20 protein-coding genes are annotated in these 22,279 nt (G+C 57.4%); 16 read left to right on the top strand and 4 right to left on the bottom strand.

All coding sequences use genetic code 11. The annotated features are described in order from the left end of the window. Positions 1 to 206: 206 nt before the first annotated feature. Positions 207 to 2,471, top strand: coding sequence for a 5-methyltetrahydropteroyltriglutamate--homocysteine S-methyltransferase (gene metE / locus ABLU95_RS25495; protein ID WP_065883621.1), 2,265 nt, complete (start codon positions 207 to 209; stop codon positions 2,469 to 2,471). A gap of 59 nt (positions 2,472 to 2,530) precedes the next feature. Here the strand turns inward: metE and ABLU95_RS25490 are convergent, their stop codons facing one another. Further along, positions 2,531 to 3,343, bottom strand: coding sequence for a dienelactone hydrolase family protein (locus ABLU95_RS25490; RefSeq protein ID WP_080901782.1), 813 nt, complete (start codon positions 3,341 to 3,343; stop codon positions 2,531 to 2,533). Positions 3,344 to 3,615: 272 nt separating this feature from the next. On the opposite strand from ABLU95_RS25490, the gene udp reads away from it, so the two are divergent. The 9 genes from udp to tatD all read left to right on the top strand — a co-directional run bounded on the left by udp (position 3,616) and on the right by tatD (position 11,567). After that, positions 3,616 to 4,377: a uridine phosphorylase gene (gene udp, locus ABLU95_RS25485; RefSeq protein WP_002883419.1), complete on the top strand. Its 762-nt coding sequence runs from the start codon at positions 3,616 to 3,618 to the stop codon at positions 4,375 to 4,377. Between the two features lie 133 nt (positions 4,378 to 4,510). After that, positions 4,511 to 5,959, top strand: coding sequence for a DNA recombination protein RmuC (gene rmuC / locus ABLU95_RS25480; RefSeq protein ID WP_065883627.1), 1,449 nt, complete (start codon positions 4,511 to 4,513; stop codon positions 5,957 to 5,959). A gap of 70 nt (positions 5,960 to 6,029) precedes the next feature. Next, entirely contained in the window at positions 6,030 to 6,785 is a 756-nt protein-coding gene (gene ubiE, locus ABLU95_RS25475) for a bifunctional demethylmenaquinone methyltransferase/2-methoxy-6-polyprenyl-1,4-benzoquinol methylase UbiE (protein ID WP_023291579.1), read from the top strand. A gap of 13 nt (positions 6,786 to 6,798) precedes the next feature. Beyond that, entirely contained in the window at positions 6,799 to 7,404 is a 606-nt protein-coding gene (locus tag ABLU95_RS25470) for an SCP2 domain-containing protein (protein WP_032454522.1), read from the top strand. Further along, a complete protein-coding gene (gene ubiB / locus ABLU95_RS25465; protein WP_032454523.1) occupies positions 7,401 to 9,041 on the top strand; it encodes a ubiquinone biosynthesis regulatory protein kinase UbiB in 1,641 nt (546 codons plus the stop codon). Before ABLU95_RS25470 ends, ubiB begins: the two co-directional genes overlap by 4 nt. A gap of 129 nt (positions 9,042 to 9,170) precedes the next feature. Then, complete coding sequence (tatA, locus tag ABLU95_RS25460; RefSeq protein ID WP_002883425.1) at positions 9,171 to 9,422, top strand: Sec-independent protein translocase subunit TatA; 252 nt, start codon at positions 9,171 to 9,173, stop codon at positions 9,420 to 9,422. A gap of 3 nt (positions 9,423 to 9,425) precedes the next feature. Continuing rightward, on the top strand, positions 9,426 to 9,950 hold the full coding sequence (tatB, locus tag ABLU95_RS25455) for a Sec-independent protein translocase protein TatB (protein WP_023291582.1): 525 nt from the start codon (positions 9,426 to 9,428) through the stop codon (positions 9,948 to 9,950). A gap of 2 nt (positions 9,951 to 9,952) precedes the next feature. Beyond that, entirely contained in the window at positions 9,953 to 10,732 is a 780-nt protein-coding gene (gene tatC, locus ABLU95_RS25450; RefSeq protein ID WP_231669612.1) for a Sec-independent protein translocase subunit TatC, read from the top strand. A gap of 43 nt (positions 10,733 to 10,775) precedes the next feature. Next, positions 10,776 to 11,567, top strand: coding sequence for a 3'-5' ssDNA/RNA exonuclease TatD (gene tatD, locus ABLU95_RS25445; RefSeq protein WP_243806752.1), 792 nt, complete (start codon positions 10,776 to 10,778; stop codon positions 11,565 to 11,567). Here tatD and rfaH read toward each other — a convergent pair. Further along, positions 11,564 to 12,052 (bottom strand): transcription/translation regulatory transformer protein RfaH, encoded by a 489-nt coding sequence (rfaH, locus tag ABLU95_RS25440; protein ID WP_004886742.1) that lies wholly within the window; start codon positions 12,050 to 12,052, stop codon positions 11,564 to 11,566. The genes tatD and rfaH overlap by 4 nt on opposite strands. Positions 12,053 to 12,230: 178 nt before the next feature. Between rfaH and ubiD the strand changes: the two genes are divergently transcribed. Then, positions 12,231 to 13,706, top strand: a complete 1,476-nt coding sequence (ubiD, locus tag ABLU95_RS25435; RefSeq protein WP_065883630.1) for a 4-hydroxy-3-polyprenylbenzoate decarboxylase — start codon at positions 12,231 to 12,233, stop codon at positions 13,704 to 13,706. Positions 13,707 to 13,755: 49 nt separating this feature from the next. Then, entirely contained in the window at positions 13,756 to 14,457 is a 702-nt protein-coding gene (fre, locus tag ABLU95_RS25430; RefSeq protein WP_004886735.1) for an NAD(P)H-flavin reductase, read from the top strand. A gap of 193 nt (positions 14,458 to 14,650) precedes the next feature. On the opposite strand, the gene fadA is transcribed toward fre, so the two are convergent. Continuing rightward, the gene (gene fadA / locus ABLU95_RS25425) at positions 14,651 to 15,814 is read right to left on the bottom strand and encodes an acetyl-CoA C-acyltransferase FadA (protein WP_004886733.1); all 1,164 of its coding nucleotides are present in this window, start codon (positions 15,812 to 15,814) and stop codon (positions 14,651 to 14,653) included. Between the two features lie 9 nt (positions 15,815 to 15,823). Next, on the bottom strand, positions 15,824 to 18,013 hold the full coding sequence (gene fadB, locus ABLU95_RS25420) for a fatty acid oxidation complex subunit alpha FadB (protein ID WP_101862610.1): 2,190 nt from the start codon (positions 18,011 to 18,013) through the stop codon (positions 15,824 to 15,826). A gap of 191 nt (positions 18,014 to 18,204) precedes the next feature. Here fadB and pepQ point away from each other — a divergent pair, with 191 nt between their 5' ends. Genes pepQ through hemG form a run of 4 tightly spaced genes read left to right on the top strand, consistent with a single transcriptional unit; the run spans position 18,205 to position 22,195 of the window. Then, positions 18,205 to 19,536 (top strand): Xaa-Pro dipeptidase, encoded by a 1,332-nt coding sequence (pepQ, locus tag ABLU95_RS25415; protein ID WP_032454527.1) that lies wholly within the window; start codon positions 18,205 to 18,207, stop codon positions 19,534 to 19,536. Further along, on the top strand, positions 19,536 to 20,150 hold the full coding sequence (locus ABLU95_RS25410) for an IMPACT family protein (RefSeq protein ID WP_004886726.1): 615 nt from the start codon (positions 19,536 to 19,538) through the stop codon (positions 20,148 to 20,150). The genes pepQ and ABLU95_RS25410 overlap by 1 nt, the downstream gene beginning before the upstream one ends. A 39-nt stretch (positions 20,151 to 20,189) precedes the next feature. Further along, positions 20,190 to 21,641, top strand: a complete 1,452-nt coding sequence (gene trkH / locus ABLU95_RS25405) for a Trk system potassium transporter TrkH (protein WP_004886724.1) — start codon at positions 20,190 to 20,192, stop codon at positions 21,639 to 21,641. An 11-nt stretch (positions 21,642 to 21,652) separates the two neighbouring features. After that, positions 21,653 to 22,195 carry a menaquinone-dependent protoporphyrinogen IX dehydrogenase gene (hemG, locus tag ABLU95_RS25400; protein ID WP_023291587.1) on the top strand — a complete coding sequence of 181 codons (543 nt, stop codon included), beginning with the start codon at positions 21,653 to 21,655 and terminating at the stop codon, positions 22,193 to 22,195. The last annotated feature ends 84 nt before the right edge of the window (positions 22,196 to 22,279 follow it).

Raw genomic sequence — 22,279 nt, 5'->3', positions numbered from 1 at the left:
CAATTTGCGCTTGAGGAATATACAGTAACTGCCAATTATGGATGTGTAAACATCTGGACGGCTAAATCCTTTATCTTTCGAATTTATGGTGCGTTGGCTGCACTTCCTCACCCCAGTCACTGACTTCAGTAAGCTCCTGGGGATGAGCAAGTTTGCCGCCTTCCCTAAATCCGAAATCTTCGGATTGCAATTATGAGGCTCAAAAAATGACAATTATTAACCACACCCTCGGTTTTCCTCGCGTTGGCCTGCGCCGCGAGCTGAAAAAAGCGCAAGAAAGCTACTGGGCGGGCAATGCCACTCGCGAGGAACTGCTGGCGGTAGGCCGGGAACTGCGCGCCCGTCATTGGGAGCAGCAGAAGCAGGCCGGTATTGACCTGCTGCCGGTGGGCGATTTCGCCTGGTACGACCATGTTCTGACCACCAGCCTGCTGCTTGGCAACGTGCCGGCTCGTCATCAGAACAAAGACGGCTCTGTCGATATCGATACCCTGTTCCGCATTGGCCGCGGCCGCGCTCCCACCGGCGAGCCAGCGGCCGCTGCGGAAATGACCAAGTGGTTCAACACCAACTATCACTACATGGTGCCAGAGTTCGTGAAGGGCCAGCAGTTCAAACTGACCTGGACCCAACTGCTGGATGAAGTGGACGAAGCGCTGGCGCTGGGCCACAAGATCAAGCCCGTGCTGCTGGGGCCGGTGACCTATCTGTGGCTGGGCAAAGTGAAAGGCGAACCGTTTGACCGTCTGAGCCTGCTGAATGACATCCTGCCGGTTTATCAGCAGGTGCTGGCCGAACTGGCGAAGCGCGGCATTGAGTGGGTGCAGATTGATGAACCGGCGCTGGTGCTGGAGCTGCCGCCAGCGTGGCTGGAGGCCTTTAAACCGGCTTATGACGCCCTGCAGGGCCAGGTCAAACTGCTGCTGACCACCTATTTTGAAGGCGTTAGCGACAATCTCGAGACCATTGCTGCGCTGCCGGTCCAGGGGCTGCACGTCGATCTGGTCCACGGTAAAGATGATGTCGCCGAACTGCATAATTGTCTGCCTGCCGACTGGCTGCTGTCCGCCGGCCTGATCAACGGGCGTAACGTCTGGCGCGCCGATCTCGCCGAAAAATATGCGCAAATTAAAAACCTCGTCGGTAAGCGCGAACTGTGGGTCGCGACATCCTGCTCTCTGTTGCACAGCCCGATCGACCTGAGCGTGGAGACGCGCCTTGATGCGGAAGTGAAGAGCTGGTTTGCCTTCGCGCTGCAAAAATGCGGTGAGCTGGCGCTGCTGCGCGATGCGCTGAACAGCGGCGATACCGCGGCGATTACCGAGTGGAGCGCGCCAGTCCATGCCCGTCGCCATTCGACGCGCGTACATAACCCGGCGGTGGAAAAACGGCTGGCGGCGATCACCGCTCAGGACAGCCAGCGCGCCAGCCCCTATGAGGTTCGCGCTCAGGCGCAGCGTCAACGCTTTAACCTGCCGGCGTGGCCGACCACCACTATCGGGTCATTCCCGCAGACGACCGAGATCCGCGGCCTGCGCCTGGACTTCAAAAAGGGCAATCTGGACGCCAGTCATTATCGTACCGGCATTGCGGAACATATTAAGCAGGCGATCGTCGAGCAGGAGCGGTTAGGATTAGACGTACTGGTGCACGGGGAAGCCGAGCGGAACGATATGGTGGAATACTTCGGTGAGCATCTGGACGGTTTCATCTTCACGCAAAACGGCTGGGTGCAGAGTTATGGCTCCCGCTGCGTGAAGCCGCCGGTGGTGATCGGCGACGTCAGCCGTCCACAGGCGATCACCGTCGAATGGGCGAAGTACGCGCAGTCGCTGACCGACAAGCCGGTGAAAGGGATGCTCACTGGACCGGTGACGATTCTGTGCTGGTCCTTCCCGCGGGAAGACGTCAGCCGTGAAACCATCGCGAAACAGATTGCGCTGGCCCTGCGTGATGAAGTGGCGGATCTGGAAGCGGCCGGGATCGGCATCATCCAGATTGATGAGCCTGCCTTGCGCGAAGGGTTACCGCTGAAGCGCAGCGATTGGGATGCCTATCTGCAGTGGGGTGTGGAAGCCTTCCGCCTTAACGCCGCGGTGGCCAAAGACGACACTCAGATCCATACCCACATGTGCTATTGCGAGTTCAACGACATCATGGACTCCATCGCCGCGCTGGACGCCGACGTGATCACCATTGAAACCTCGCGTTCCGACATGGAACTGCTGGAGTCGTTCGAAGTGTTCGAGTATCCCAATGAAATCGGGCCGGGGGTATATGATATTCACTCGCCAAACGTACCGAGCGTGGAGTGGATCGAAGCGCTGCTGGAAAAAGCCGCGCAGCGTATCCCGGCGGAGCGGCTGTGGGTTAACCCGGACTGCGGCCTGAAAACCCGGGGCTGGCCGGAGACTCGCGCCGCGCTGGCGAATATGGTGCAAGCGGCGCGTAACCTGCGTCAATCTGCCTGATCGTCACCCGAAAAAGCAAAAAGGAGGCATTTGCCTCCTTTTTTTCCTGCTTCGGACGATTACCCTTTTTTACCGCCATATTGAGCAAACCAGTCGAGCATCCGCTGCCAGCCGTCTTTGGCTGACTCTTCGTGATAGCTGGCGCGATAGTCGGCGTTAAAGGCGTGATCGGCTTCAGGATAGACCACGATTTCCGCCGTGGCGTTGGCCGCCCGCAGCGCCTGGCGCATGGTTTCGACGGTGTCCTGTGGAATGCTGGCGTCTTTAGCGCCGTACAGGCCGAGTACCGGGGCGTTGAGATCGACGGCGATATCCACCGGGTGTTTTGGCGAATTCAGCGATTTTTCTCCTACCAGTTTGCCGTACCAGGCTACCGCCGCCTTCAACTGCGGGTTATGGGCAGCATATAGCCAGGTGATACGTCCGCCCCAGCAGAAGCCGGTGATCAGCAGACGATGGGCATCGCCGTCATGGCGCGCCGCCCAGCTGGCGACGTGGTCGAGATCCGCCAGCACCTGCGCGTCCGGCACCTTCGTAACCAGCTCTTTAAACAGGGTCGGGATATCGTGATACTCATTCGGATCGCCCTGACGGAAGTACAATTCAGGCGCGATAGCCAGATAGCCTTCCTGCGCCAGGCGACGACAAAGATCGCGAATATGCTCATGCACGCCGAAGATTTCCTGCACCACGATGACGATCGGCAATGGGCCATCAGCGTTTTTCGGGCGGGCATGGTAAGCCGGCATGTTTTCCCCCTGAGAGGGAATAGAGGTCTCTCCGGCGACAATATGCTCTTCCGGCGTATGAACGGCGGTTGCGGCATGCGGCGAGGCTGCAGGTGCGAATCCAGGTTGCTTGGTGGTGGTCATGGTATTCTCCGTACCCTTATTTATTAGCGCATCAGTAACTATAGACCCTTTACCTTTAGTTCGGGCGGTAATAAAGCACAGTGCCTGAAAGCGGCTATCTTTTGTTCAGTGACGATGAATATAACTTGTTAATGTGATGTTTATCACTATTTACTGAAAAACAACTGCAATCATTATTGTTCTTGGTGACTAACATCACAAAATGTTGCCAAGGGCTTCTGTACAGTACCGTTTTGCTTCTGCTGATAATTCGACCCACAGAGGAGTTTTTTATGTCCAAGTCTGATGTTTTTCATCTCGGCCTCACCAAGAACGATTTACAAGGGGCTACGCTGGCTATCGTCCCTGGCGATCCGGAGCGTGTGGAAAAGATCGCCGCGCTGATGGATAAGCCGGTTAAGCTGGCATCTCACCGCGAATTTACCTCCTGGCGCGCGGAACTGGACGGCAAACCGGTGATCGTCTGCTCCACCGGCATCGGCGGCCCGTCTACGTCTATCGCTGTGGAAGAGCTGGCGCAGCTTGGCGTGCGTACCTTCCTGCGCATTGGCACCACCGGCGCCATTCAGCCGCACATCAACGTTGGCGATGTGCTGGTGACTACCGCTTCCGTTCGTCTGGACGGCGCCAGCCTGCACTTCGCGCCGATGGAATTCCCGGCCGTCGCAGATTTCGCCTGCACCACCGCGCTGGTGGAAGCAGCGAAATCCATTGGCGCCACCACCCATATCGGCGTGACTGCTTCCTCGGATACCTTCTACCCGGGACAGGAGCGTTACGACACCTTCTCCGGCCGCGTAGTGAGCCGCTTCAAAGGCTCCATGGAAGAGTGGCAGGCGATGGGCGTGATGAACTATGAAATGGAATCCGCTACGCTGCTGACCATGTGCGCCAGCCAGGGTCTGCGCGCCGGGATGGTGGCCGGGGTTATCGTTAACCGTACCCAGCAAGAGATCCCTAACGCCGAAACCATGAAGCAAACCGAAAGCCATGCGGTGAAAATCGTCGTGGAAGCGGCGCGCCGTCTGCTGTAATTCAACGCTTTCCCTGTCAGGCCGGATCCTCCGGCCTTTTTTTTGCGTCGCCTCTCGCAGGAAATTCCTTTTAAACTGGACGTTTGTACAGCACAATTCTATTTTGTGTCATCAGGTTATCGCAGGGGGCGTCGTGGATCTCTCCATTATTATCAGCGCGGTTATCGCACTGGCTGCTGGATTAATCGTCGGCTGGCTGGCGACCAAAGCGCGCGCCGATCAAATTCGGGCCGATCTTATCGAGGAGCGGCGAGAGCTGGATATTGAGCTGAGCGCCGCCCGTCAGCAGCTGGTACAGGAAGCCCACTGGCGTGAAGAGTGCGAGCTGCTGAACAACGAGCTGCGCAGCCTGCGGGATATCAATACCTCGCTGGAGGCCGATCTGCGGGAGGTTACCACCCGGCTCGAATCCACCCAGCTGCATGCGGAAGATAAGATCCGCCAGATGGTGAACAGCGAACAGCGCCTGAGCGAGCAGTTTGAAAACCTCGCCAACCGCATTTTCGAACACAGCAACCGACGCGTCGATGAGCAAAATCGCCAGAGCCTGCATGGCCTGCTGACACCGCTGCGCGAACAGCTGGACGGGTTCCGCCGCCAGGTGCAGGAGAGCTTCGGCCAGGAGGCGCGGGAAAGGCACACCCTGGCGCATGAGATCCGCAACCTGCAGCAGCTGAACGCGCAGATGGCGCAGGAGGCGCTGAACCTGACCAAAGCGCTGAAGGGCGATAACAAAACTCAGGGCAACTGGGGGGAAGTGGTTCTCACCCGCGTGCTGGAAGCCTCCGGCCTGCGGGAAGGCTATGAGTACCAGACCCAGGTCAGCATCGAGACCGACAACCGCTCGCGGATGCAGCCGGACGTCATCGTGCGCCTGCCGCAGGGTAAAGACGTGGTTATCGACGCCAAAATGACCCTTGTCGCCTATGAGCGCTATTTCAACGCCGAGGATGACTACACCCGCGAAGTCGCGCTGCAGGAGCACCTTGCCTCGGTGCGTAATCATATTCGCCTGCTGGGACGCAAGGATTATCAGCAACTGCCGGGCCTGCGCTCCCTCGACTATGTGCTGATGTTTATTCCCGTCGAGCCGGCATTCCTGCTGGCCATTGATCGTCAGCCCGAGCTCATTAGCGAGGCGCTGCAAAATAATATTATGCTGGTCAGCCCGACGACGCTGCTGGTGGCCCTGCGCACCATCGCCAATCTGTGGCGTTATGAGCACCAGAGCCGCAACGCGCAGAAGATCGCCGAGCGGGCGGGGCGCCTTTACGACAAAATGCGCCTGTTTGTGGACGATATGTCCACTATCGGCCAGAGTCTGGATAAAGCGCAAGAGAACTATCGCCAGGCGATGAAAAAGCTCGCTTCCGGGCGCGGTAATCTGCTGGCTCAGGCGGAGGCTTTTCGCGGGTTGGGCGTGGAGGTCAAGCGCGAGATTAATCCTGATTTAGTCGAACAAGCCACTGCTCAGGACGATCAATATCGTCTCGAAGAGGAGGATAACCTGCCGGAAAATGACGCATTTTCGCCCGACTCTGCCGAGGCGGTGCGCAGCCGGGAGGCGGCTCCGCCACGCTGAAACGTATGGGAAATGCGCTGAGTCTGATACACTCAGTGAACATTTTCTTGAAAAGCAAGCAGGCATAAAGATGGTTGAGGATTCACAAGAAACGACGCACTTTGGCTTTCAGACGGTCGCTAAAGAGCAGAAAGCGGACATGGTGGCGCATGTATTCCATTCTGTCGCCGCAAAGTATGATGTGATGAATGACTTAATGTCGTTTGGTATCCATCGTTTGTGGAAGCGTTTCACCATCGACTGCAGCGGTGTACGTCGCGGGCAGACCGTGCTGGATCTGGCGGGGGGTACCGGTGATTTGACGGCTAAGTTTTCCCGTCTGGTAGGGGAAACCGGCCGCGTTATGCTTGCTGATATCAATGATTCAATGCTCAAAATGGGCCGCGAAAAGCTGCGCAATATCGGCATCGTGGGTAATGTTGAGTATGTTCAGGCCAACGCGGAAGCCCTGCCGTTTGCTGATAATACCTTTGACTGCATCACCATCTCTTTCGGTCTGCGTAACGTGACCGACAAAGAGAAAGCGCTGCGTTCGATGTACCGCGTGCTGAAGCCGGGCGGACGTCTGCTGGTGTTGGAGTTTTCTAAACCCATTATTGAACCGCTGAGCAAAGCCTACGACGCTTACTCCTTCCATATCCTGCCGAAGGTGGGCGAGCTGGTGGCAAAAGACGGCGACAGCTATCGCTACCTGGCGGAGTCGATCCGTATGCATCCGGACCAGGAATCCCTGAAAGGGATGATGCAGGATGCAGGCTTCGAAAGCGTGGACTACTACAACCTGACGGCAGGTATCGTTGCTTTGCATCGCGGTTACAAGTTCTGACAGGAGGGACGCTATGCCTTTCACACCCCTGGTGACCGCTGGCATTGAAACGGCGCTGAATACTTTCCTCTGGCGCGACAAAGCGCTAAAACCGGCCCGCCAGCGCCTGCTGGGCAAGGTATTGCGGGTACAGCTGCAGGACTTCTCCACGCCCGTGGTGCTGGTGTTCAGCGAACGCCAGGTTGATGTCCTGAGCGCCTGGGAGGGAGAGGCCGACTGCACCGTGATTACCCGGCTCAGCGTACTGCCAAAACTGCGCAACCGTCAGCAGCTCACGGCGCTTATCCGCAGCGGCGAGCTGGAAGTGCAGGGCGATCTGCAGGTGGTGCAGAACATGGTCACCCTGTGCGATCTGGCAGAGTTCGATCCCGCTGAACTGCTGGCGCCTTACACCGGCGACATCGTGGCCGAAGGCGTCGGTAAAGTTCTCCGCGGCGGCGCTCAGTTTTTACTGAAAGGGGCGCAGCGCCAGCAGCGCTATGTCGCGGAAGCGATCACTGAAGAGTGGCGCCTGGCGCCGGGGCCGCTGGAGCTGGCCTGGTTTGCTGAAGAGACGACGGCTATTGAACGCGCGCTGGCCGCACTGGAAAAACGGCTGGAAACGCTGGAGGGCAAATGACGCCAGGAGAATTACGGCGCCTGTATTTCATCGTCCACACTTTTTTGAGCTACGGGCTCGATGAGCTCATCCCCAAAATGCGGATCACGCTGCCGCTGCGTATCTGGCGGCGGATGCTGTTCTGGATGCCAAACCGCCATCAGGATCAACCCCTTGGCGCCCGTCTGCGGCTGGCGCTTCAGGAGCTGGGGCCGGTGTGGATTAAATTCGGCCAGATGCTTTCCACGCGGCGGGATCTCTTTCCGCCGCATATTGCCGATCAGCTGGCGCTGTTGCAGGACCGCGTGGCGCCCTTTGACGGGAAGCTCGCGCAGCAGCAGATAGAGAAAGCGATGGGTGGCCTGCCGGTGGAGGCCTGGTTTGATGATTTCTCCGTTGAGCCGTTAGCCTCGGCGTCTATCGCCCAGGTGCATACCGCGCGTCTGAAAGAGAACGGCAAAGAGGTGGTGATCAAGGTTATCCGTCCGGATATTTTGCCGATCATTAAAGCGGACATGAAGCTCATCTACCGCCTGGCGCGCTGGGTGCCGCGTCTGCTGCCTGACGGCCGCCGTCTGCGCCCGCAGGAGGTGGTTCGTGAGTATGAAAAAACGCTGCTGGACGAGCTGAACCTGCTGCGGGAATCCGCTAACGCCATTCAGCTGCGGCGTAATTTCGAAGACAGCCCGATGCTGTATGTGCCGGAAGTGTACCCCGACTACTGCAGCGAAAGCATGATGGTGATGGAGCGCATCTACGGCATTCCGGTGTCCGACGTCGAGGCGCTGGAGGCTCAGGGAACCAACCTGCAGCTGCTGGCGGAGCGGGGCGTGCAGGTCTTCTTCACCCAGGTGTTTCGCGACAGTTTTTTCCATGCTGATATGCACCCTGGCAACATATTCGTCAGCTACGAGCACCCGGAAGATCCGCAGTATATCGGCATCGATTGCGGCATTGTCGGCTCGCTGAACAAAGAAGATAAGCGCTATCTGGCGGAAAACTTTATCGCCTTTTTCAACCGCGATTATCGTAAGGTTGCCGAGCTGCACGTCGACTCCGGTTGGGTTCCGCCGGATACTAATGTCGAAGAGTTTGAGTTCGCGATCCGCACGGTCTGCGAGCCCATCTTTGAGAAGCCGCTGGCGGAGATCTCCTTCGGCCACGTGCTGCTTAATCTGTTCAACACCGCGCGGCGCTTCAATATGGAAGTCCAGCCGCAGCTTGTTTTGCTACAGAAGACATTACTTTACGTAGAAGGGGTAGGCCGGCAGCTCTATCCTCAGTTAGACTTGTGGAAAACGGCGAAGCCTTTCCTTGAGTCGTGGATCAAAGATCAGGTCGGTATTCCGGCGCTGGTGCGCGCGTTTAAAGACAAAGCGCCGTTCTGGATCGAAAGAATGCCTGAAATACCTGAGCTGGTGTATCAGAGCCTGCAGCAGAGCAAACAGCTGCAGACCAGCGTCGATACTATCGTGCGGGATATGCATGTGCGTCATGTGCGCCAGGGCCAATCCCGTTATCTGTTTGGTATAGGCGCGGTTTTATTGCTCAGTGGTACGCTGCTCTTTATCCATCGCCCTGAGTGGGGAATGATGCCCGGCTGGCTGATGGCCGGCGGTGTCGTGACCTGGCTGATTGGCTGGCGAAAAACCCGCTGATCGGTTCGCCACTTCATGACGCAGGCTTATTTGCGCAAAATCATGCCGGTGGCCTGACGGCGAGGCGGCTGGCAGGATGGCGTGTATAATGCGTCCACATAATTCATCATCTGTCATAGGGGAACGTGTATGGGTGGTATCAGTATTTGGCAGTTATTAATTGTTGTCGTCATCGTAGTTCTGCTATTCGGGACGAAGAAGCTGAGCTCACTGGGGTCAGACTTAGGGGCATCCATCAAAGGCTTTAAAAAAGCCATGAGTGATGATGATAAACCCGAAAAGTCGGCGCCAGACGCAGATTTCACGGCGAAAACTATCGCCGACAAACAGGATGATGCAAAAAAAGACGAGACAAAACGCCACGACAAAGAGCAGGTGTAACTCGTGTTCGATATTGGTTTTAGTGAACTACTGCTGGTGTTTGTAATTGGCCTCATTGTTCTGGGGCCACAGCGGCTTCCCGTCGCGGTTAAAACGGTGGTTGGCTGGATCCGTACGCTACGGTCGCTGGCGACCACGGTGCAGAATGAGCTGGCTCAGGAGCTAAAACTGCAGGAGTTCCAGGAGAGCCTCAAGAAGGTGGAAAAGGCCAGCCTGAATAACCTGACGCCGGAGCTGAAAGCCTCTATGGACGAGCTGCGCGAGGCCGCGGAGTCGATGAAGCGCTCCTATAGCGCCCACGATCCGGAAAAGGCCAGCGACGAAGCGAATACCATCCATAATCCGGTGGTGAAAGGCAGCGAAGCGCAGCGGCAGGACGTCACGCCGGCGACGGCCGAACATCAGGCCAGCGCTCCGGTTCATGCGCCGGAGCCCGTGGCCGACGAGCAACCCGCTTCACCGGCAGAGAAAACATCCGCTACGGCGGCTGCCCCCCATTCTTCCCCCGCATCGAGTGATAAACCGTAAACATGGGCGTAGACGATACACAACCGCTAATTTCGCATCTGATTGAGCTGCGCAAGCGTCTGCTCAACAGCATCATTGCTATCCTGGTGATCTTCCTGGCGCTGGTCTATTTCGCCAATGATATCTATCAGCTGGTCTCGGCCCCGCTTATCAGCAAGATGCCGGTAGGCGCGACGATGATCGCCACCGATGTCGCTTCACCTTTCTTTACGCCGATAAAGCTGACCTTTATGGTGTCGGTGATCCTGTCGGTGCCGATTATTCTGTATCAGGTATGGGCCTTCGTCGCGCCGGCGCTGTATAAGCACGAGCGCCGGCTGGTGGTGCCCTTGCTGGTCTCCAGCACGCTGCTGTTCTATATCGGCATGGCTTTCGCGTATTTTGTCGTGTTTCCGCTGGCGTTCGGCTTTCTGACCCATGCTGCCCCGGAGGGGGTGCTGGTCTCGACCGATATCCGCAGCTATCTCGACTTCGTGATGGCGCTGTTTATGGCGTTCGGGGTCTCTTTTGAGGTGCCGGTCGCCATTGTGCTGCTCTGCTGGATGGGCGTCACTACGCCGGAAGAGCTGCGCAAAAAACGGCCGTATGTGCTGGTGGGCGCCTTCGTGGTGGGCATGCTGCTGACGCCGCCGGACGTGTTCTCGCAGACGCTGCTGGCCATTCCGATGTACTGTCTGTTTGAAGTTGGGGTGTTCTTCGCCCGCTTCTACACCGGGAAGCGCCTGACGCGCGATGACGATGCCGTGGCCGAAGCTGAAGCCGCTGAGCACAGAGAAGAGTAATACCGCCAACCGCCCGTCAGGGCGGTTGTCATATGGAGCGATCATGTTTGATATCGGCGTTAATCTGACCAGTTCACAGTTTGCCCGCGACCATGATGAGGTGGTGGCGCGCGCCCGGTCGGCGGGGGTCCACGGCATGCTGCTGACCGGCACAAATTTGCCGGAGAGCCAGCAGGCGCAGAGAATGGCGAGCCATTACGCCGGCTGCTGGTCCACGGCGGGGGTTCATCCCCATGACGGCAGCAGCTGGACGCCAGCGGTCGCCGAGGCGATTTATGTCCTTGCCCGCGAGCCGCAGGTGGTGGCGATAGGGGAATGTGGTCTGGATTTTAATCGTAATTTCTCCACGCCGCAGGAGCAGGAGGCGGCATTCAGCGCCCAACTGGCGCTGGCCGCCGAGCTGTCGATGCCGGTGTTTTTACACTGCCGCGACGCCCACGACCGGTTTCTGACGCTACTTAAACCCTGGCTTGGGAAGATCCCGGGCGCGGTGCTGCACTGCTTTACCGGCAGCCGCAGCGAGGTGCAGGAATGTCTGGATCTGGGGCTGTTTATCGGCATTACCGGTTGGGTGTGCGATGAGCGGCGCGGGCTCGAGCTGCGAGAGCTACTGCCGGCGATCCCGGCGGAACGTCTGCTGCTGGAGACCGATGCGCCTTATCTGCTGCCGCGCGACCTCAAGCCGAAACCCGCCTCGCGTCGTAACGAGCCCGCGTATTTGCCGCATATCCTGGCCAGCGTCGCGGCCTGGCGCGGCGAGGAGGCGCGGTGGCTTGAGGCGCAAACGGACGCAAACGTCAGAGCGCTGTTTGGTATCGACGTTATCGGCGCTTAGATTTTCTGGAAATCGGTGTTTTTAACGCTCTGCAGGACTTGCTTATTCAGCAGGTTTAACAGCAACATAGAGCGTGCTTCACCGTCCGGCTCGGTAAAGATAGCCTGTAAGCCTTCGAACGCGCCGTCGGTGATCAGTACGCTATCGCCCTCATGCGGTGTTTCCGGGTCGGTGATGCCTTCCGGTTTATAGATAGAGAGCTGATGGATGACCGCCGAGGGGACGATAGCGGGTAGGGCGCCAAAGCGCACGAAGTTGTTAACCCCGCGGGTGGCGCTGATGGTGGTGGTATGAATCACCTCTGGATCGAACTCAATAAACAGGTAGTTCGGGAACAGCGGTTCGCTGACCATGGTGCGTTTACCGCGAATGATTTTTTCCAGCGCAATCGTCGGCATCAGGCAGTTAACTGACTGACGTTCCAGATGTTCCTGGGCTCGTTGTAGCTGCCCACGTTTGCAATACAGTAAGTACCAGGCTTGCATAATGACTCATTCCACTTCTAATAACGGCAAGCATAACAAATGGCTGGTGTAATCGCGAAAGCCATTATAATTGAAATCCAAATTTCAGCGTTCTTTCACGCTAATTTAACAAAATTACAGCATCTCGCCGTTGAACACCGTATAATTAGCCGCCTGTAGAGAGGTCAATAACACTTTCATGAAATATCACGATCTTCGCGACTTTCTGACACTCCTGGAACAACAGGGCGAACTAAAACGTATCACTCTGCCGGTCGATCCCCACCTGGAAATCACCGAAATTGCCGACCGCACCCTGCGCGCTGGCGGTCCGGCGTTGCTGTTTGAGAATCCGAAAGGCTATACCATGCCGGTGCTGTGCAACCTGTTCGGCACGCCGCGGCGCGTGGCGCTGGGAATGGGTCAGGAGGACGTCAGTTCGCTGCGCGAGGTGGGTAAGCTGTTAGCCTTTCTGAAAGAGCCTGAGCCGCCCAAAGGTTTCCGCGATCTGTTTGATAAGCTGCCGCAGTTTAAGCAAGTGCTGAATATGCCGACCAAACGTCTGCGCGGCGCCCCCTGCCAGCAAAAAATCATCCAGGGCGATGACGTCGACCTGAGGAAAATCCCGATTATGACCTGCTGGCCGGACGATGCCGCGCCGCTGATCACCTGGGGGCTGACGGTGACCCGCGGGCCGCACAAAGATCGGCAGAACCTGGGGATTTATCGCCAGCAGCTGATTGGCAAAAACAAACTGATTATGCGCTGGCTGTCTCATCGCGGCGGCGCACTGGATTTCCAGGAGTGGAGCGCGGCGCGTCCGGGCGAACGCTTCCCGGTTTCTGTGGCGCTCGGCGCCGACCCAGCGACCATTCTTGGCGCGGTGACCCCGGTGCCGGATACGTTGTCGGAATATGCCTTTGCCGGGCTGCTGCGCGGTACCAAAACCGAAGTGGTGAAATGCGTCTCGAACGATCTTGAAGTGCCTGCCAGCGCAGAGATTGTGCTGGAAGGTTATATCGAGGCCGGGGAGATGGCGCCGGAAGGTCCGTATGGCGACCATACCGGCTACTACAATGAAGTAGACCAGTTTCCGGTGTTTACGGTCACCCATATTACCCAACGTGAAGACGCGATTTATCATTCGACCTATACCGGCCGTCCGCCGGATGAGCCTGCGGTGCTGGGCGTGGCGCTGAATGAAGTCTTCGTCCCGATCCTGCAAAAACAGTTTCCGGAAATCGTCGATTTCTATCTGCCGCCGGAAGGGTGCTCCTACCGCCTGGCGGTGGTGACGATGAAAAAACAGTATGCAGGCCATGCCAAGCGCGTGATGATGGGCGTCTGGTCGTTCCTGCGCCAGTTTATGTACACCAAATTCGTGATTGTCTGCGATGACGATGTCAACGCCCGCGACTGGAACGATGTGATTTGGGCGATCACTACCCGTATGGACCCGGCTCGTGATACGGTACTGGTAGAGAATACGCCAATTGATTATCTGGATTTTGCCTCGCCGGTTTCCGGCCTGGGTTCAAAAATGGGGCTGGATGCCACCAATAAATGGCCTGGCGAAACCCAGCGTGAATGGGGTCGCCCAATCAAAAAAGATCCTGCCGTCACGGCGCGCATTGACGCCATCTGGGATGATCTGGCCATCTTTAAACAACAGTAAGCGGGGCTAACGCCGCTGTTTTGCTCTATAGACCCGACAGAGGGGACGCATGACAACCTTAAGCTGTAAAGTGACCTCGGTGGAGGCGATTACCGATACCGTGTATCGTGTTCGATTAGTACCGGAAGCGGCATTCTCTTTCCGCGCTGGCCAGTATCTGATGGTGGTAATGGATGAGCGCGACAAACGCCCATTCTCCATGGCCTCCACGCCGGCGGAACAGGAATTTATCGAACTGCATATCGGCGCCTCGGAGCTCAATCTGTACGCGATGGCGGTCATGGATCGCATCCTGAAAGAGCGCGAAATTGAGGTTGATATCCCGCATGGCGAAGCCTGGCTGCGTGAAGATGAAGACCGCCCGCTGATTTTGATTGCCGGCGGCACCGGCTTCTCTTATGTGCGTTCTATTCTGCTGACCGCGCTGTCACGCAATCCTCAGCGCGATATCGCGATTTACTGGGGCGGCCGCGAGACCAAACATCTGTACGATCTGGCTGAGCTGGAAGCCTTGAGCGTCAAACATCCGAATCTGCGCATTGAGCCGGTTGTTGAGCAGCCGGAAGAGGGCTGGCGTGGGCGTTCCGGCACCGTGCTGACCGCGGTGCTGCAGGATTACGGTACCCTGGCCGATCACGATATCTATATTGCCGGGCGTTTTGAGATGGCCAAGATTGCTCGCGACCTGTTCTGCAACGAACGCGGCGCGCGCGAAGATCGCCTGTTTGGCGACGCGTTTGCCTTTATCTGATATCTGCAAATAAAAAACCCGCCCCTGACAGGCGGGAAGAACGGCAACTAAACTGTCTCTCTTCGCCAATGACGTCATAACTGCGTCGGCTGCGCTCGCTCACCCGAATCACTTACTTCAGTAAGCTCATCGGGGTTCGCTCGCTTGCCGCCTTGTTCTGACGCCATTGGCTGTGAGATACCCTTTTGTAAATTTACACCCGCTCAAACACGGTGGCGATCCCTTGTCCCAGGCCAATGCACATGGTGGCGAGGCCGAACTGGGCATCTTTACGCTCCATCTGATTGATCAACGTGGTGCTAATACGCGCCCCGGAACAACCCAGCGGATGACCGAGCGCGATCGCCCCGCCGTTAAGGTTGATCTTCTCATCGATCTGCTCCATCAGGCCCAGATCTTTAATGCACGGCAGGATCTGCGCGGCAAAGGCCTCATTCATTTCAAAGACGTCGATATCGCTGGTGGATAAGCCCGCTTTTTTCAGCGCCAGCTTCGAGGCGGGAACCGGGCCATAGCCCATAATGGACGGGTCGCAGCCGACCACCGCCATCGAACGGACGCGGGCGCGTGGCTTCAGCCCCAGTTCGCGGGCGCGACTTTCGCTCATCAGCAGCATCGCCGCCGCGCCATCGGAAAGGGCGGAAGAGGTACCCGCCGTTACCGTACCGGTCACCGGGTCAAACGCCGGCCTCAGGGTAGACAGCGTCTCGACGGTGGTTTCCGGGCGGATCACTTCGTCATAGTTAAAGGACTTCAGTACGCCATCGGCATCGTGGCCGCCGGTGGGGATAATCTCGGCTTTGAATGCGCCGGACTGGGTCGCAGCCCAGGCGCGGGCGTGGGAGCGCGCGGCGAACTGATCCTGCATTTCCCGGCTAATGCCGTGCAGACGCGCCAGCATTTCAGCGGTCAGCCCCATCATCCCTGCCGCCTTCGCCACGTTGCGACTCAGGCCCGGGTGGAAATCGACGCCGTGGCTCATCGGCACATGGCCCATGTGCTCCACGCCGCCAATCAGGCAGACGCTGGCATCGCCGGTCATGATCATGCGTGCGGCATCGTGCAGCGCCTGCATGGAAGAACCGCACAGACGGTTAACCGTGTTTGCCGGTACCGAATGCGGGATCTCCGCCAGCAGCGCCGCGTTACGGGCGATGTTAAAACCCTGCTCGAGGGTTTGCTGCACGCAGCCCCAGTAGATATCGTCTATCGCGCTTGCCTCAAGCGACGGGTTGCGCGACAGCAGGCTACGCATCAGGTGCGCGGAGAGGTCTTCCGCGCGCACGTGGCGAAATGCGCCGCCCTTTGAACGGCCCATCGGGGTGCGAATAGCATCGACAATGACAACCTGTTCCATTGTGACTCCTTAAGCCGTTTTCAGAGCGCCAACCGGACGGGCTGGCTCTACCTGGGGATAATACGCTTCGTTATGGCGCGCTTTGTCACGCAGACCGGCAGGGACTTCATACAGCGGCCCAAGGTGCTGGTACTGCTGCGCCATATCGAGATACTTCGCGCTGCCGATGGTATCCAGCCAGCGGAAGGCGCCGCCGTGGAACGGAGGGAAGCCGAGGCCGTATACCAGCGCCATATCCGCTTCCGCCGGGCTGGCGATAATGCCTTCTTCCAGGCAGCGGACGACTTCGTTAACCATCGGGATCATCATGCGGGCGATAATCTCTTCATCGCTGAAATCGCGCTTCGGCTGGCTGACGTCGGCCAGCAGGCTGTCGACGGCGGCATCTTCTTCTTTCTTCGGCTTACCTTTGCTGTCGTCTTTATAGCGCCAGAAGCCGAGGCCGTTCTTCTGGCCGAAACGGTTGGCGTCAAACAGGGCGTCGATGGCGTCGCGATAATCTTTCTGCATCCGCTGCGGGAAGCCCGCCGCCATGACCGCCTGAGCATGGTGCGCGGTGTCGATGCCGACCACGTCCAGCAGATAGGCCGGGCCCATCGGCCAGCCAAACTGTTTCTCCATCACTTTATCGACTTTGCGGAAATCCGCCCCGTCGCGCAGCAGCTGGCTGAAGCCGGCGAAGTAGGGGAACAGCACGCGGTTGACGAAGAAACCGGGACAATCATTGACCACGATTGGCGTCTTGCCCATTTTGCTGGCCCAGGCGACGACTTTGGCAATGGTCTTATCCGAGGTTTTTTCGCCGCGGATCACTTCTACCAGCGGCATGCGATGCACCGGGTTAAAGAAGTGCATGCCGCAGAAGTTTTCCGGGCGCTGCAGAACGCTGGCCAGCTCGCTGATGGGGATCGTTGAGGTGTTGGACGCCAGCACGGTATCCGGGCGGATTTTATCTTCCGTTTCCGCCAGCACCGCTTTCTTCACTTTCGGGTTTTCCACCACCGCTTCAACGACCACGTCCACGCGATCAAAACCGCTATACTCCAGCGTTGGCTGAATGGTGCTTATTACTCCGGCCAGCTTCAGACCGTCGATTTTGCCGCGTTCAAGCTGTTTATTCAGTAGCTTCGCCGCTTCGGTCATGCCGAGCGTCAGCGATTTATCGTTGATGTCCTTCATGATGACCGGCACGCCTTTCCACGCCGACTGATAAGCGATGCCGCCGCCCATAATGCCCGCGCCCAGGACGGCGGCCTGCTTCGGCGTTTCGACATCTTTGGTCAGTTTTTTCGCTTTCGCTTTGACGTACTGGTCGTTGAGGAAGATACCGACCAGCGCGCGGGCCTCATTGGTATGAGCCAGCGGAACAAAACTTTTATTTTCCAGCACCAGGGCCTCTTCACGACCAAGACGCGCGGCGGCTTCAATGGTTTTCACCGCGGTGATCGGCGCCGGATAATGCTTCCCGGCGGTTTGCGCGACCATGCCTTTGGCGATGGTGAAACTCATCGTCGCTTCAATTTTGCTGAGCTTCAGCGGCTCCAGCTTCGGTTGACGTTTCGCTTTCCAGTCCAGGTCGCCCTGAATCGCCTGGCGCAGGATCGCCAGCGCGCCGTCGCGCAGTTTGTCGGCAGCAACTACGCCATCCACCAGGCCGATTTTCAGCGCTTGATCGGCACCGACATCTTTCCCGGCAGCAATGATCTCCAGCGCGCTGTCGGCGCCGAGCAGGCGCGGCAAACGGACTGAGCCGCCGAAGCCTGGCATAATGCCGAGTTTGGTTTCCGGCAGACCAATGCGCAGATCCGGCGTCGCCAGGCGGTAATCGGTCGCCAGGACGCATTCACAACCGCCGCCCAGCGCGTAACCGTTGACGGCGGAGACAGTGGGGACGGGAAGATCTTCCAGACGGTTGAAGACGCTGTTAGCAAAATGCAGCCATTGGCTTAACTGCTCCTCAGGGACCAGGAACAGTGAGAGGAATTCCGTAATATCCGCGCCGACGATAAACGCCGCTTTTTCAGAGCGCAGCATCAGGCCTTTGAGATCGTTTTGTTTTTCCAGTACGTCCAGCGCATGACCGAGGCTGGCTACGGTTGCGGTATCAAGCTTGTTGACCGAACCTGGGGCATCGAACACCAGTTCGGCGATGCCATCTTCCAGCCAGTCGAGGTACAGGGTGTCGCCTTTGTAGAGCATGTCAGTCTCCTGAATCCAGCAATATGATCTGGTCATACCAGATGAAACGGAGTGTGGAATTTATGTTAAAGAATTGCAAATTACTCTTTAAATAATTGCTGGTCGGATCACATCCGGTGGAAATCACCCGCACGCAGGTCGATGTGCTAAGATGCGGAGTATCACGATCCCATAAAAGCAAAGGACAAAAGATGGAATCCCTGGCCGCGCTCTATAAAAATCATATTGTTACCCTACAAGAACGTACCCGCGACGTCCTGTCCCGTTTTCAGATGGATGCTCTGCTGATTCACTCCGGCGAGCTGGTTAACGTCTTCCTTGATGACCATCCGTACCCGTTCAAGGTCAATCCGCAGTTCAAAGCCTGGGTGCCGGTGACTCAGGTGCCTAACTGCTGGTTGCTGGTGGACGGTGTGAATAAACCGAAGCTGTGGTTCTATCTGCCGGTTGATTACTGGCATAACGTTGAGCCGCTGCCAACCTCGTTCTGGACCGAAGAGGTCGATGTGGTCGCGCTGCCGAAGGCCGATGGCATCGGCAGCCAACTGCCTGCCGCTCGCGGAAATATTGGTTATATCGGGCCGGTGCCGGAGCGCGCGCTGGGTCTGGGAATCGCCGCGGATAAGATCAACCCGAAAGGGGTTATCGATTATCTGCATTACTACCGGGCTTACAAAACCGATTACGAGCTGGCCTGTATGCGTGAAGCGCAGAAGTCGGCGGTGAATGGTCATCGTGCGGCCTATGAAGCTTTTCAGTCCGGGATGAGCGAATTCGATATCAATCAGGCCTATCTTACCGCAACCGGTCACCGCGATACCGACGTGCCTTACAGCAACATCGTGGCGCTGAACGAGCATGCTTCTGTCCTGCACTACACCAAACTGGACCACCGCGCTCCGGCGGAAATGCGCAGCTTCCTGCTCGACGCCGGTGCGGAATATAACGGCTATGCTGCGGATCTGACGCGGACCTGGGCGGCACACGGCGATAACGATTTCGCCCATCTGATTAAAGACGTTAACGACGAGCAGCTGGCGCTGATTAGCACCATGAAAGCCGGGACTCGCTACGTCGATTACCATATCCAGTTCCACCAGCGTATTGCGAAACTGCTGCGTAAACACCAGTTAGTCACTGACATGAGCGAAGAGGCGATGGTGGAAAACGATCTGACCGGGCCATTTATGCCGCACGGGATTGGTCATCCGCTGGGTCTGCAGGTGCATGATGTTGCTGGCTTTATGCAAGACGACTCCGGTACGCATCTGGCGGCGCCAGCGAAATACCCGTATCTGCGCTGCACCCGTATTATCGAGCCGCGTATGGTGTTGACCATTGAACCCGGCATCTACTTTATCGAGTCGTTACTGGCGCCGTGGCGTGAAGGCCCGTTCAGCAAACACTTCAACTGGCAAAAAATTGACGCCATGAAGCCATTCGGCGGGATCCGTATCGAAGATAACGTGGTGGTTCACGAAAACAGTATCGAAAATATGACGCGCGATCTGAAGCTGGCCTAATGGAGAGCTGGTTAATCCCGGCGGCGCCCGTTTCCGTCGTTGAGGAGATCAAAAAGAGCCGTTTTATCACGTTGTTGGCGCATACCGACGGCGTGGCGGCGGCGAAAGCCTTTGTCGAGTCCGTCAGAGCGGATCACCCCGATGCCCGTCACCACTGCGTGGCGTGGGTCGCCGGACCGCCTGATGATTCGCAACAGCTTGGGTTTTCTGATGATGGCGAACCGGCGGGAACGGCGGGTAAACCGATGCTGGCGCAGCTGATGGGAAGCGGCGTCGGCGAGATAACCGCTGTCGTCGTACGTTACTACGGTGGTATCCTGCTGGGCACCGGCGGCCTGGTGAAAGCCTATGGCGGCGGTGTTCATCAGGCGCTGGCGCAGTTGACGACACTGCGCAAGACGCCGTTAACGGCATATACTTTGCAATGTGAATATGGGCAACTGGCCGGCGTCGAAGCGCTGCTCGCCCAATTTTCCGGCAACGTCGTTGAAAGCGAATATCTGGCGTCGGTTCGGCTGCGCGTGGCGCTTCCCCAGGCTGAAGTGGCGGCTTTTTCAGCAAAACTGGCTGATTTTAGTCGCGGTTCATTGCAATTGCTGAAGATTAACGAATAATCCCCTCTGTTTTTTTGCCTACCAAAGGAAGCGCCAGAGATGCATTTTCGCGCCATAACCCGAATCGTTGGATTACTGGTCATCTTGTTTTCGGGGACGATGATCGTCCCGGGATTAGTGGCCCTGATATATCGCGATGGCGCGGGACGGGCCTTCACTCAAACTTTTTTTGTCGCTCTGGCGATCGGCTCCATGCTGTGGTGGCCGAACCGTAAGCAAAAGGGCGAACTGAAATCCCGTGAAGGATTTCTGATCGTGGTGCTGTTCTGGACCGTGCTGGGTAGCGTAGGGGCCTTGCCCTTTATTTTCGCCGAACAGCCGAACCTGACGGTGACGGATGCCTTCTTCGAGTCATTTTCCGGCCTGACGACGACCGGGGCGACCACCCTGGTGGGGCTGGACTCGCTCCCGCACGCTATCCTCTTTTACCGGCAGATGCTGCAGTGGTTCGGCGGCATGGGGATCATTGTGTTGGCGGTGGCGATTCTGCCTATCCTCGGCGTCGGGGGGATGCAGCTCTACCGTGCGGAAATGCCCGGCCCGCTGAAAGATAACAAGATGCGCCCGCGCATCGCCGAGACGGCAAAGACATTGTGGCTCATCTATGTGTTACTGACGGTCGCCTGCGCATTGGCGCTCTGGTTTGCCGGTATGCCGGCCTTCGATGCGATAGGGCACAGCTTCGCCACCATCGCCATCGGCGGTTTCTCGACTCACGATGCCAGCGTCGGCTATTTCAACAGCCCGATGATCAACTCCATCATTGCCATCTTCCTGCTGATCTCCGGCTGTAACTACGGTCTGCATTTTTCGTTGTTGAGCGGACGCAGCCTGAAGGTGTACTGGCGCGACCCTGAGTTTCGAATGTTCATTGGCGTCCAGTTGACGCTGGTCATCGTCTGTACGCTGGTGCTATGGCTTCATAACGTGTACGGCTCGGTGCTGACGACGCTGAATCAGGCGTTTTTCCAGGTGGTGTCGATGGCGACCACCGCGGGATTCACCACCGATAGCATTGCGCGCTGGCCGCTGTTCCTGCCGGTGCTTCTGCTGTGCTCCGCATTTATCGGCGGCTGCGCAGGCTCCACGGGCGGTGGCTTAAAGGTTATCCGTATCCTGTTGCTGTTCAAGCAGGGCAACCGTGAGCTTAAGCGTCTGGTTCACCCGAATGCGGTGTATAGCATTAAATTAGGTAACCGCGCGCTGCCGGAACGTATTCTGGAAGCGGTATGGGGATTCTTCTCCGCCTATGCGCTGGTTTTTATCATTAGTATGCTGGCTATTATCGCCACCGGGGTGGATGACTTCTCCGCTTTCGCCTCCGTGGTGGCGACATTGAACAACCTCGGGCCTGGGCTCGGCGTCGTCGCGGACAACTTTGCCACCATGAACCCGGTCGCGAAATGGATCCTGATTGCTAATATGCTGTTTGGTCGTCTGGAAGTGTTCACCTTACTGGTGCTCTTTACTCCCACTTTCTGGCGCGAATAACAGGAGTGCTCGTGAAAACTTTAATTCTCTTTTCCACCCGCGACGGGCAGACACGTGAAATCGCTTCGTTTCTCGCCTCTGAGCTTAAAGAGCTGGGTATCGATGCGGACACCCTGAATCTGAACCGTACCGATGACGTGGAATGGCATCATTATGATCGCGTGGTGATTGGCGCGTCGATTCGCTACGGACACTTTCATCCGGCAGTGGACCGCTTTGTGAAAAAGCACCTTGCAGCATTGCAGGCGCTGCCGGGGGCATTCTTTTCGGTGAACCTGGTTGCGCGTAAACCCGAGAAGCGCACGCCGCAGACCAACAGCTATACGCGCAAGTTTCTGCTCAACTCGCCGTGGCAGCCGCAGAGCTGCGCGGTGTTTGCCGGGGCGCTACGTTACCCGCGTTACCGCTGGTACGATCGGTTTATGATCCGCCTGATTATGAAAATGACCGGGGGCGAAACGGATACCCGTAAAGAAGTGGTCTATACCGACTGGCAACAGGTCTCCCGATTTGCCCGAGAAATCGCGCAAATGATCCGCAAACAGGGCGTTTAAACAGCGTCTTGATGGAAAAGCGAGCGAACGAAAAGTTTTTTTGCATTTCCCCTTGTCACCTCAGAATTACTCCCTATAATGCGC

The organism is Klebsiella sp. GG_Kp146 (assembly GCF_040061975.1).
GTDB classification, from domain to species: domain Bacteria; phylum Pseudomonadota; class Gammaproteobacteria; order Enterobacterales; family Enterobacteriaceae; genus Klebsiella; species Klebsiella quasipneumoniae.
This window is presented reverse-complemented; position numbering and strand designations above follow the sequence as displayed.

Bases quoted from the DNA above. Each gene is read 5' to 3' on its own strand.
- metE (WP_065883621.1), top strand. From the start codon at position 207: ATGACAATTATTAACCACACCCTCGGTTTTCCTCGCGTTGGCCTGCGC.
- ABLU95_RS25490 (WP_080901782.1), bottom strand. From the start codon at position 3,343: ATGACCACCACCAAGCAACCTGGATTCGCACCTGCAGCCTCGCCGCAT.
- udp (WP_002883419.1), top strand. From the start codon at position 3,616: ATGTCCAAGTCTGATGTTTTTCATCTCGGCCTCACCAAGAACGATTTA.
- ubiE (WP_023291579.1), top strand. From the start codon at position 6,030: ATGGTTGAGGATTCACAAGAAACGACGCACTTTGGCTTTCAGACGGTC.
- ABLU95_RS25470 (WP_032454522.1), top strand. From the start codon at position 6,799: ATGCCTTTCACACCCCTGGTGACCGCTGGCATTGAAACGGCGCTGAAT.
- ubiB (WP_032454523.1), top strand. From the start codon at position 7,401: ATGACGCCAGGAGAATTACGGCGCCTGTATTTCATCGTCCACACTTTT.
- tatA (WP_002883425.1), top strand. From the start codon at position 9,171: ATGGGTGGTATCAGTATTTGGCAGTTATTAATTGTTGTCGTCATCGTA.
- tatC (WP_231669612.1), top strand. From the start codon at position 9,953: ATGGGCGTAGACGATACACAACCGCTAATTTCGCATCTGATTGAGCTG.
- tatD (WP_243806752.1), top strand. From the start codon at position 10,776: ATGTTTGATATCGGCGTTAATCTGACCAGTTCACAGTTTGCCCGCGAC.
- rfaH (WP_004886742.1), bottom strand. From the start codon at position 12,052: ATGCAAGCCTGGTACTTACTGTATTGCAAACGTGGGCAGCTACAACGA.
- ubiD (WP_065883630.1), top strand. From the start codon at position 12,231: ATGAAATATCACGATCTTCGCGACTTTCTGACACTCCTGGAACAACAG.
- fre (WP_004886735.1), top strand. From the start codon at position 13,756: ATGACAACCTTAAGCTGTAAAGTGACCTCGGTGGAGGCGATTACCGAT.
- fadA (WP_004886733.1), bottom strand. From the start codon at position 15,814: ATGGAACAGGTTGTCATTGTCGATGCTATTCGCACCCCGATGGGCCGT.
- fadB (WP_101862610.1), bottom strand. From the start codon at position 18,013: ATGCTCTACAAAGGCGACACCCTGTACCTCGACTGGCTGGAAGATGGC.
- pepQ (WP_032454527.1), top strand. From the start codon at position 18,205: ATGGAATCCCTGGCCGCGCTCTATAAAAATCATATTGTTACCCTACAA.
- ABLU95_RS25410 (WP_004886726.1), top strand. From the start codon at position 19,536: ATGGAGAGCTGGTTAATCCCGGCGGCGCCCGTTTCCGTCGTTGAGGAG.
- trkH (WP_004886724.1), top strand. From the start codon at position 20,190: ATGCATTTTCGCGCCATAACCCGAATCGTTGGATTACTGGTCATCTTG.